This is a genomic window from Segatella copri (genome assembly GCF_019249655.2).
In the GTDB taxonomy this organism is placed as follows: Bacteria; Bacteroidota; Bacteroidia; order Bacteroidales; family Bacteroidaceae; genus Prevotella.
In genome coordinates this window covers 735,382-747,239 of the sequence record NZ_CP137557.1, presented here as the reverse complement: position 1 = coordinate 747,239, position 11,858 = coordinate 735,382, and the positions used below count along the sequence as shown (strand labels likewise).

Annotated in this window: 7 protein-coding genes; 6 read left to right on the top strand and 1 reads right to left on the bottom strand. The window is 45.6% G+C overall.

Going from position 1 to position 11,858, the window contains the following annotated elements; translation table 11 throughout:
• Positions 1-5: 5 nt before the first annotated feature.
• On the bottom strand, positions 6-1,031 hold the full coding sequence (locus tag KUA49_RS02905) for a LacI family DNA-binding transcriptional regulator (protein WP_218411891.1): 1,026 nt from the start codon (positions 1,029-1,031) through the stop codon (positions 6-8).
• 286 nt (positions 1,032-1,317) lie between these two features.
• On the opposite strand from KUA49_RS02905, the gene KUA49_RS02900 reads away from it, so the two are divergent.
• The 6 genes from KUA49_RS02900 (at position 1,318) to KUA49_RS02875 (ending at position 11,854) form a co-directional block, all read left to right on the top strand.
• On the top strand, positions 1,318-4,401 hold the full coding sequence (locus tag KUA49_RS02900) for a SusC/RagA family TonB-linked outer membrane protein (protein WP_218411892.1): 3,084 nt from the start codon (positions 1,318-1,320) through the stop codon (positions 4,399-4,401).
• Between the two features lie 18 nt (positions 4,402-4,419).
• A complete protein-coding gene (locus tag KUA49_RS02895; protein WP_218411893.1) occupies positions 4,420-6,036 on the top strand; it encodes a RagB/SusD family nutrient uptake outer membrane protein in 1,617 nt (538 codons plus the stop codon).
• Between the two features lie 26 nt (positions 6,037-6,062).
• Positions 6,063-7,217 carry a SusF/SusE family outer membrane protein gene (locus KUA49_RS02890; RefSeq protein WP_218411894.1) on the top strand — a complete coding sequence of 385 codons (1,155 nt, stop codon included), beginning with the start codon at positions 6,063-6,065 and terminating at the stop codon, positions 7,215-7,217.
• Positions 7,218-7,241: 24 nt separating this feature from the next.
• Positions 7,242-8,699, top strand: a complete 1,458-nt coding sequence (locus tag KUA49_RS02885; protein ID WP_218411895.1) for a DUF5115 domain-containing protein — start codon at positions 7,242-7,244, stop codon at positions 8,697-8,699.
• Between the two features lie 264 nt (positions 8,700-8,963).
• On the top strand, positions 8,964-9,338 hold the full coding sequence (locus KUA49_RS02880; RefSeq protein WP_218411896.1) for an Rpn family recombination-promoting nuclease/putative transposase: 375 nt from the start codon (positions 8,964-8,966) through the stop codon (positions 9,336-9,338).
• Positions 9,339-9,829: 491 nt separating this feature from the next.
• Positions 9,830-11,854: an alpha-amylase family glycosyl hydrolase gene (locus KUA49_RS02875; RefSeq protein ID WP_218411897.1), complete on the top strand. Its 2,025-nt coding sequence runs from the start codon at positions 9,830-9,832 to the stop codon at positions 11,852-11,854.
• Positions 11,855-11,858 lie beyond the last annotated feature (4 nt).

Genomic DNA, 11,858 nt, shown 5'->3' with positions numbered 1-11,858 from the left:
CAAGCTTATCTCGTAGTTCCTCTTACCACAAGTCGGGTTCTCACCACTCTTTTCTCCACATCATCCTTCTGGATGGATCCCTCCACCTGTCCGAAGAGGATATTTGCTGCTTCCTCGCCCACTGCTACGCCTCGCTGTTCCACGGTGGTAAGCATCGGGTCGCTCGCCTTGGCACGGTCGCCATTGGTAAAACCGCAGATACTGATGTCATCAGGCACAGCGTATCCCATGCGCTTGGCGGTATAGAGGATGCCGATGGCGGTATCGTCATTGATGGCGAAGAAAGCATCCGGCACTTCATCCTGCTCCAGGATTTCAGGCGTGATAGCCTCAGCCTGCGCACGGTTATCGCAGATTCTCACCCAGTCAGGGTTCTCGGTAAGTCCATGCTTCACGATGGCATCATGGTAACCGTTGTATCTGTTTTTGGAAATCTCCATGTTCATTGGCGAACCATAGAAGGCTATCTTCTTGCAGCCCGTATCAATGAGATGGGTCACGGCGGTGAAGGCACCCATGTAGTCATCCACCACCACTCTGGAGCAGTTCACCCCCGTACAGATTCGGTCGATGAAGACGAGCGGCACACCATTGTCCATCAACTTCTCGAAATGGTCATACTGCTTGGTATCCTTTGCCTGCGAAACGATGATGCCACACACCTTATTCTTATAGAAGTCTTCACAGATAGCCACCTCTCGGTCGTATCGTTCCTTGCTCTGCGCCACCATCACACGATATCCCCTGGCTCTCGCCTCCTCCTCTATTCCCGAGAGGATAGACATAAAATAATAGTGAACCATCTCGGGGATGATAACTCCGATTACCTTCATCGGCTGCACCCTGCTGTGGCGAAGTGCCTCGCCGATGATGTTCGGATAGAAGTTATGTTCACGTGCGTATGCTTGAATACGCTCCTTCTGGGCAGCACTGATTCTCGGACTGTCCTTCAATGCTCGGCTCACCGTGGCGATGCTTACCCCCAGGTCGCGAGCAATATCCTTCATTGTTATATTGTTATTTTCGTTCATGTTGTTTCTAAGTTACGCTGCAAAATTAGACAAATATCCGTTATCTTGTACCTTTTTACTTGATTAATATCAAGCAAATCAAGTGCAAACGTTTGCGCATAAGAAATAACGGAATTAACTAAAAAATAGTGCATTGTATCGAAAAACACTGTAAATTTGCACCCAGAAAGAATAAGCAACGCAAAACCTCGACCTATTTTTTTATAAAACAAGGCCAGAGACTAACAATGATATTCAACTACGAATTTAAATATAATTATAAACATAAACTTAAAAATCAAGCAAAATGATGAAGCAGGTAAAATTTAAATTGCCTCTCAGAGCATTGACCCTCGCAGGTGGTCTGCTTCTGACAGCAAGTTCCTTTGCGCAGACTAATGCGATTAAGGGACACGTGAAGGATGCTTCCGGTGAACCAGTCATGGGTGCTACCATTACAGTGAACGGTAAGGCAGTAGGTATTACCGACATGGATGGTAACTTCTCTGTTGACGCAGCTCCAGGTACCAACCTTACTTTCACCTATCTGGGAATGACTCCACAGACCGTGAAGGCTTCTAAAGAGATGAACATTACTATGAGTGATGATTCAAAGGCTTTGAACGAAGTCGTTGTCATCGGTTATGGTGTGGCTAAGAAGTCTGACTTAACCGGTTCTGTTACAGCTATCAAACCTGATTCTAAGAATAAGGGTGTGGTTGTTAACGCACAGGATATGCTTACTGGTAAGGTTGCCGGTGTAAACATTACCAGCAACGATGGTACCCCTGGTGGTGGTGCCAAGATCCGTGTTCGTGGTGGTTCTTCTTTGAACGCATCTAACGACCCATTGATCGTTATCGATGGTCTGGCAATGGACAACGATGGTGTTAAGGGTCTTTCTAACCTCCTTTCTGTAGTTAACCCACAGGATATTGAGTCTTTCAGTGTCTTGAAAGATGCTTCTGCAACTGCTATTTATGGTTCCCGCGGTTCTAACGGTGTCATCATCATTACAACCAAGAAGGGTCGCAAGGGTCAGAAGCCTACCGTTTCTTACTCTGGTAGCGTAACCATCAGCGAGAAGAAGAACACGGTTGATGTTCTTAGCGCTGACGAGTTCCGTGCAAATGTGGAAAGACTGTATGGCAAAGACAGTGAAGCTTATAGCGCACTGGGTACAGCCAACACCAACTGGCAGGACCTGATTTACCGTACAGCTATCAGCCACGACCACAACATTACAGTTTCTGGCGCAGCTAAGTCTCTCCCATACCGTGTTTCTGTAGGTTATACAGACCAGCAGGGTATCATAAAGACATCAGACTTCAAACGTGCTACAGCATCTTTGAACTTGAACCCATCATTCTTCCAGGATCACTTGACATTGAACCTGAATGCCAAGGGTATGTATGCAAGAACCTTATATACTGATGGTTCTGTAGTATCATCAGCTGTAAGAATGGACCCTACTCAGGATCCATACAAGTTTACATCTCAATACCACAAGAATCAGTTGGGCAGCTATATGAAAGAGACTCTCTACAACTATGGTTGCTATTTCCAGTGGTCAAAGAAAGCAGAATTTGGTGACAATACATGGCCTTTCACTTATGACAGCACCACACAGATGCCTAACCCTCTGTCTTTGCTGGATCAGGGCAGTCAGATTGCTCACAGCCGTTCATTCATCGGTAGTGCAGACATCGACTATAAGGTACACGGTTTCGAGGACTTGAGATTGCATGCAACCTTGGGTGCAGATATCTCAAAGGGTCGCCAGAGCCAGTCATTTGCTTCATCTTGCACAAGCGCAATGTACTATGGTAGCTACGGTGGTGAGGAAATTCTGAAGCGCAACCTCTCTTTGAGTGCTTACGCTCAGTACTACAAGGATTTCAACAAGATTCATCACTTCGACATTATGGCTGGTTATGAGTGGCAGCACTTCTGGCGCAGCAAGAACAATGACTATGTAGGCTATTATCAAGATACAAATAACGATGCAAGTCTTGCTGGCACAGAGCGTCCTCATACTCCATATAGCGAGAAGAGCGAAAGCTACCTGGTATCTTTCTTCGGACGTGCCAACTACACATTGCTCGACCGTTACTTCCTGACAGCAACCGTTCGTGATGATGGTTCTTCACGTTTCAAGGAGCACTGGGCATGGTTCCCATCATTCGCCTTTGCATGGAAGGCTAACGAAGAAGCATTCCTGAAGAACGCTAACTGGTTGTCTGACTTGAAACTCCGTCTGGGTTATGGTAAGACAGGTCAGCAGGCTGGTTCTATCGGTGACTATGAGTGGATTCCTTCTTATTCTATCAGCACTGGTACAAATGGTTTCTATCCAGTTACTGGTGAGGGTGAACTTTACAGACCAAATAACTACCGTCCTGACTTGAAGTGGGAAACAACCTCTACCTACAACGTAGGTTTGGATTGGGGCATCATGGATCAGAGATTGTCTGGTAGCGTAGATTGGTACTACAGAAAGACTACCGATCTGTTGAACTATGCTCCACTTTCTTCTATGGCAGGTTACAAGAACCAGGCATGGCAGAACATCGGTTCCTTGAAGAATACCGGTGTTGAAGCAGCTATTACCTGGCGTGCTATCCAGACCAAGGACTGGTTCTGGACCATGACATACAACTTCACTTACAACAAGAACGAGATTACCGACTTGAATGGTGTATCTGAGAATGGTGCTCCTGTTGTTAATACAAACATCAAGGTAGGTGATGGTTCTGGTGCTTATCTGCAGGCTAACCAGGTGGGTTATGCAATGAACTCATACTATGTTTACCAGCAGGTTTACGACAAGAACGGCAAGCCAATTGAGAACTGCGTAGTTGACCGTAACGGTGACGGTAAGATCAATGAAAGCGATAAGTATCTCTACAAGAGCCCAGCAGCTCCTGTAACTATGGGCTTCTCTTCTCGCCTGGAATACAAGAACTGGGACTTCGGTTTCTCTTTGCGTGCAAGCCTCGGCAACTATGTATATAACAATGTTGAGCAGGGCATGAGTAACATGAATACAGGTGAGTGGTTCTCTAACTCTTTGAAGTACTTCTCTAACCGTTTGAAGAGTACTGTTGAGAGAAACTGGCAGACCTACGAGATTACTTCTAAGTTGTCTGACTACTATGTGAAGAACGCTTCATTCCTGAAGTGTGACAACATCACATTGGGTTACAGCTTCAACAACCTGTTTAAGTCAAGCGGCTGGCATGGACTTTCAGGTCGTGCATACGCTACTGCATCAAATGTATTCACAATTACAAATTATGACGGCTTGGATCCAGAAGTAGGCGATGGTAATGACAACAACCTCTACCCACGTCCATTCTCTGTTGTAGTTGGTCTTAGCTTGAATTTCTAATAAGAAAGGATATTCATTATGAAAAAATATATTAAAAATATTGTTCCTGTAGCAGCACTCCTGCTTACAATGGGAACAACAACATCATGTGTCGGTGATTTGGATGTTACTCCGATTAACCCAAACATCCAGACAAACCTTAACATCGATGGCCTTTTCAACAAGTGCTACGCTAACTTTGCCATGGCTGGTAATGGTGGTGCTAATGGTGACTGCGACATTGATGGTATTGACGGTGGTACATCTGGTTTTGTACGCCAGACATTCAATGCAAACGAATTACCAACCGATGAGGCTATCTGCGGTTGGGGTGATGATGGTATAGCTGGCTTCTGCTATAATAGCTACAATGCCACAAACCCAATGTTGACCGGTTTGTATGCCCGTATTACAACAGGTATTGCTTATTGCAACCAGTATCTTGCTGAAGCAGGAGATCAGGATGCAACCAAGCTTGCAGAGATTCGCTTCCTGAGAGCATACGAATATTTTAGCTTGATGGACGGATGGGGCAACATCCCATTTACACTTCAGCCATTGACCAAGCCTGAAAGATATACCAGAGCACAGGTTTACGAATGGCTCGAGAAGGAGCTTCTTGAAATAGAGCCAAACCTTTCTGAAGCAAAGGCTAAGAAGTCAACAGATGCCGGTTACGGCCGTGTAGATAAGGCTGCATGCTGGTTGCTTCTCTCCCGTCTCTACCTCAATGCAGAAGTTTATACAGGCACACCTCAGTGGGAGAAGGCTAAGTCATACGCCAAGAAGGTGATGGATTCTTCTTATAAGCTGAACACCACAAGCGTAAACGGCTGGAGTGCTTACCAGATGCTCTTCATGGGCGATAACGGTGAGACAGATGCTGCTTACGAGGGTATCTTCCCTCTCTTGCAGGATGGTTTGAAGACCACAAGCTGGGGTACTACACTCTTCCTGTTGGCTTCTACCTACGATCAAGATATGCACGCAAATCCAAACAACCCTAAAGCTACCAATGGTACTGACCAGGCTTGGGGTGGTAACCGCGCTCGTCCTGACTTGGTGAAGAAGTTCTTCCCTAATGGTAACGTTCCAAATCTTGAAAGCTACGCTACAGCAGAAGCTGCCGGTGACGACCGTGCTCTCTTCAATGGTGTAAACCGTTCATTGGATAATGATGACGTTTCTACTTTCAAGAGCGGTTTCGGTGTTGCTAAGTTTACCAACTTCAAGACAGACGGTAGCGCAGGTCATGATGCTACATTCCCAGATGCAGACTTCTTCCTGATGCGTGCTGCAGAGGCATACCTGAACTTTGCAGAAGCTGATGCCCGCCTGCATGGTGATCAGACTACAGAGGAAGGTACCGCAGCTATCAATGCTATCCGCAAACGTGCACATGCCTCTACTCGTGAAGACAAGGGCTATTCTCTGAGCGATATCTGCGACGAATGGAGCCGTGAGTTCTACTTCGAGGGTCGCCGTCGTATGGATCTGATCCGTTTCAACCGTTATGGTGGAAATGTCAACTACAACTGGCAGTGGAAGGGTGGCACCAAGGAAGGCCGTAACTTCTCTAAAGATTTGAATATCTTTGCTATCCCAACCAACGAGTTGACATCTAACAAGAATCTGATTCAGAACCCTGGATATTAATTCGCAAACATAAAAAGGAATTCATTATGAAAAATATAATTAAATCAGCTCTACTCGTTGTCATGAGTTTAACTCTCATGACAGCTTGTAGCGACGACAATGACTCTAATCCGTCTATTCAGACACCAACAGAGTTCAAATTGAATACTCCAGCATTGGAGAATACACCAATCGATCTGGCGAATTCGTCTAAGATTATATTGACCTGCTCACAGCCAAACTATGGCTATACAGCAAGCGTTCAATATACAGTTCAGGTTGCAACAGATGAAAATATGACTGATGCTGTTGAGCTTTCAGAAACCAGCTCAAGTGCCAAGGTTGCAATTGATGCAGCTTCATTGGCAAGTACCTTGACTAACATCTATGTGCAAAAAGGCAAGACTGAGGCTGATTTCCCTATGGACGTTAAAGCTTACTTCCGCTTGAAGGCAAATATTGTGACCAGTAATGGTAATGTTGTAGAAGGAACAGAGATTCTTTCTAATGTAGTTTCACTCAACAAGATTCACCTCTTGTTCTCATTGCCACCAGTCAACTTGCCTAGCCATGTATATACTGTAGGCAACTTCTGTGATTGGAAATGGGACAATTGCTTCGATATGGTTCAGGTTTATGGTACAGAGGATACATTCTGGCATCTTGTCTATATCGACGATAGCGGTATCAAGTTTAATACTGCAGCAGCATGGAATAATAGCGAAGTTGGTTATGCTGGTATTACTGTTTCTGGCGACTGCAAGGACGACATCATTGACAATGGAGGCAATATCGCTTCCAAGAACCCAGGCTGGTATCTCGTAATCGTAACAACTTCTGTTGTAAACCGTGAAATCCACTATGACGTTCAGTTCAACAAGCCAACAATCTGGCTCATTGGTCCTGCAGCTGGTAGCGACGATTTCGCAGAGGAAGCTGAAGGCTGGTCATTCACCGTACCTACAACCAAGGACGGAGAATTCGTATCTCCTGCATTCGTAGGTTCAGTTCCTGCTGGTACTGATAAGGGTGTACGTATGTACGTTAAGATTCCTGGACACGACTGGTGGCATTCTGAGTTCGTCACATTAGACGGTAAGATCAAGTACCGTGCAACAGGCGGCGACCAGGATAGAGCTACAGGTTCTGTAGGTCAGCAGGTTCACCTCAACATCGCTAAGGGAACAGGTGAAATCAAGTAAATAACGATTTAAAATCGAAAGACAATGAAAAAGTTATCATTATATATCTCTATCGCACTTGCAGGCCTCTTTATGGGGTCCTGCAGCGAAGATTTCAAAGACTGGGCAGATCCTCAGACTAACCCACAGGAAGATGCCATCACAATTCCTGGCTATCAGGCAAGTGCTGTTAGCGCATTAGACCTGGCTAAAGTAGCAGAAGACAGCGTGAATGTTTATACCATCAGCTCTGCCACTCTTCCAGAAGGTTTCGAATTGGGAAACAGCCGAATCGAACTGACCCCTAAGGGTGTAGAAAATGCAACTGCAACAGAAGTAAAGACTTCTAATGATGGTAAAGCTACCAAGGCAGACTTGCAGGCTCTTATTGAAAGCGTTTATGGAAAGGCTCCTGTAGCTCGTACATTCGCCGGTCACGTTTACACAACTGCCGTAAAGGATGGACAGGCTGCTTTGATTGACGCAGGTACTGTGGAGGTTACTGCTACACCTGTAGCTCCTAACATCTCACAAAACTACTATATTATTGGTGGTACTTTGGATTGGACTGCTGATGCAGCAAAGACCCAGAAGTTCAACCATAGCGACATTAATGTTTACGACGACCCTATCTTCACAATCACAATTCCTGCAAAGGAGGGTGACGATACTTGGTTCGGTATTGTAGATGACGCAGCTTGCGAAGCTATAGCTGCTAATAATGACTGGAATTCTGTTCTCGGTACAGCAAAGGGTAACGGCAAAAACGCTCTGAATGAGACAGAGCAGTTGGATACCCGTGCAAAGGTTGGCGACGATGCTTCATTCAAGGTTCCTGCAAGTGCTGGTGCCAAGTACATCAAGGTTGAGATCAATATGTTGGACTACACCTACAAGATTACTCCTCTCTCATTCGGTGAGTACTTCTATGAGATTGGCGGTGATTCTAATTGGAAGACAACAAATGCCCTCTATGGTGGAAACGGAGACGGCAAGTATCAGGGATTCTATTACCTGAATGGCGAGTTCAAGTTCAAGCCACAGGCTGGAACTGATGAATGGGCTGGTGACTATGAATTCGATGGCGAAGGCAAGATTGCAGACAATGGTAACGGCAAGAACTGCCCTGACCCAGGTGCTGGTTTCTACAAGATTGACGTTGACTTGCAAGCTGGTACATATGCTCTGACTCAGATCAAGTCTATCACTGTCGTAGGTAACCACAATAAATGGACTGTAGACGATGCAAAATGCCATATGACATATAATGCAAAGGCAGGTTACTGGGAGCTCACCACAACATTGAAGGATGGCTTCAAGTTTGCCATGAACGATGATTGGGCTATAAGCTGGGGTGGCGCCAACGGCGATGCTACCGCTTACGACAACCTTTCAGTGAAGGATGGTAAGGACCTCAACGTTCCTGCTGGCGAAGGCACTTACAAGATTCAGCTCTACCTCTCTCACGAGGGTGCTAACAAGGTGGTTCTCACCAAGCAGTAAATAAACTACAAATAGATTTACTTCATCATAATAAATCTATATATTCAATAGGCGGCTCTCCCATTCCGGGAGCCGCCTATTTTTTCTTTATCATCATCCCTACATTTTTCCCAAAAACCTTGGAAGTTACGAGGAAAAGTCGTATCTTTGCCAACGAATAGCAATATTGCGTCCACGACCTTATAAAACGTAAGAAGATGGCAAGATTTATATACCCACGTGGAGGCAGAGTGTATGGATATATTTGATTGTTGGATTTATATAATGAAGAATATGAACATGTTTGAGCAGATGCCATTCAGCGAGAAGTATCCAGTCTTCCGCAAGTTGGCAGAAATAGGCGACCTCCGCAAGCTCTCCCGAGAGGAACTTGAGCTTTATGATGAGGACATCAAGAATATGCGTGATATATATGCCACCAGAAAGTTTGATGAGAAGAGAGGGATGGAAATAGGTATGAAAAAAGGTATGGAAATAGGTATGGCGAAAGGTATGGCGAAAGGTATGGAAAAAGAAAAGCTAGCCACAGCTCACCGCCTTCTATCAATGGGCCTTTCAGATGAGCAAGTATCAACTGTCACCGAGCTTCCGCTGAAGGAAATACAGAAATTGAAGGAACAAAATAGCTTTACAAGTTAAATACAGTGAAAATATCTCCTAAGGGAAGATTTTATTTCCCTTAAGGAAAAAAATATTTTCCCTTAAGGAAAAGAATAAATATCCTTAAGGGAAAATATTCTATCTCTACTTTCCCCATTTTACGGGAGTTTCTTCTTGATTGTCTTTTACCGGAATATTATTTACATAGCGTAATATTATGCTCGTTATGCATCGTAGGTTACACTTACAGCCATTGCGCTTTTTACGCAACGCAAATTACGCAATAAAAAACGAGATAGCCAAATGTTTTCTAGTTTTTTAATAATAATTATCTCCCAAAGCCGCATCTGATGCACAGACAATGAAAGCAAAAATGCAAACGATTGCGCAAATCATTTGATTGATTTACTGCTTATTTACGCATACCTATTGGATTTAATCGTAACTTTGCAACGGGCAAAGGTAAGCCGAACGAATGGCTAAACTACTACCCCATGAACAAAATAAATGAAACAACTAACTCTTGAATTATGAAGAAAATATTCACTACTCTTGCAGCCGTATTGGCAAGCGTAAATATGTTCGCACAGGGTTGGCCAGCCAACCATAGCGGCGTGATGCTCCAGGGATTCTACTGGGATTCCTATTTCGACTCAAAATGGACCAACCTCGAAGCGCAGGCTCCTGAACTGAGTAAGTATTTCAACCTCGTATGGATTCCGCAGAGCGCCAACTGTGGTGGAGATAAATCAATGGGATACGACGACTTCTACTGGTTTACCAACTACAACAGCTCTTTCGGAAACGAAAAGGAACTCCGCAGCCTCATCCAAACTTTTAAATCCAACGGCATCGGAACCATCGCCGACGTGGTTATCAACCATCGCAAAAATGTATCCAACTGGGTGGATTTCCCTGTGGAAACCTACAAGGGCGTAACTTACGAGATGAAATCCACCGACATCTGCGCCAACGATGACGGAGGCAAAACCAAGAAATGGGCTGACGAAAACGGCTATAAGCTCAGCAGCATTTACGATACCGGCGAAGACTGGGGCGGCATGCGCGACCTTGACCACAGCAGCCAGAACGTGCAGACCATCGTAAAGGCTTATCTTGACATGCTCCTCAATGACTTCGGCTACGCCGGATTCCGTTACGACATGGTGAAGGGATACAGCGGCAAATACACGGGCATCTACAATAATGCTACCAAACCTAACTATTCCGTAGGAGAATATTGGGATGGAAATGTATCTGTAGTCAAAAACTGGCTCAACGCCACCAAGGTGAATGACCAGATAACAAGTGCTGCCTTCGACTTCCCTATCCGCTACGTGGTGCGCGATGCCATCAAAGCCAACTGGTCAACCGTAAAGACCGATGGTCTGGCTAACGACCCAGCTTACAAGCAGTATGCCGTTACCTTCGTGGAGAATCACGATACAGAATATCGCTCAGCCAGCGAACAGCAGGACCCTATCCGCAAGGATACCCTGGCAGCCAATGCCTACATTCTGGCTTCGTGCGGAACCCCATGCGTATTCTACAAGCACTGGATTGACTGCAAGCAGGATATCAAGGCGATGATCAACGCACGCCAGCTGGCTGGCATCACCAACACCAGCAATACCACCTTCAATGCCTACAAAGGCAATGGCTATAACGGCATCATGACCGTAGGCAAGAAAGCTTCGCTCATCGCCATCGTAGGTCCTAACGCCAACCAGTTTGCTGCGCCTAATTCATACGCCGAACTTCTAAACGGCTACCACTACCGCTACTTCATGCCTAAGAAGGCAAACGTGGCTTGGGTTGATTTGGCTTCGGGTGATTACGAAGGCGTGATGAAGGCAAAGCTCGTGGCAGTAAGCAACGAGGATAATGCGCAGCTGGTTTACACCACCGACGGCACCGAACCTACAGCCAGCAGCAAGAAGGCAAAGAGCGGCGAAGAACTGGAGATTCCTTTCGGCGAGACAACCCTGAAAGTGGGCTTGCTGATAGATGGCGTTGTGAGCGGCGTGCTGACCCGTACTTACAAAGTAGAAAAGCCTGCAGCCTTCGAGCCATACGATATTACCGTTTATGCCAATGCCGACCAGGTGGGCTGGACCAGCGGTTTCAACTTCTGGGCATGGTGCGACAGTCCTAACGAGAACCTGACCGCTTCGGGTAAGTGGCCAGGCGACAAGGTTACCCAGAGCAAGGAAATTGAGGGAAAGAAGTGGTTCTATCAGACTTACAAGATCAAGAGCAAGAGCTACATGGTTTCCTTCGTATTCAGCACAGGCACAGGTTCTCCACAGACCGTAGATTTCGCAAATATAAATAAGGATACTTATCTGGAGATTCAGAACGAGAAGGATGGTGCGAAGTATAAGATTAAGGATGTTACAGCCGACATGCCATCTACCGGCATCAGCCATCCTATCATCGACAACAACGCCCAGAACGACCCATCCTGGTACACCCTGAGCGGTATGAAGATGATGAAGAAGCCATCACAGGCTGGCATCTACATTCACCAGGGAAAGAAGCAGATAATCAGATAAGATA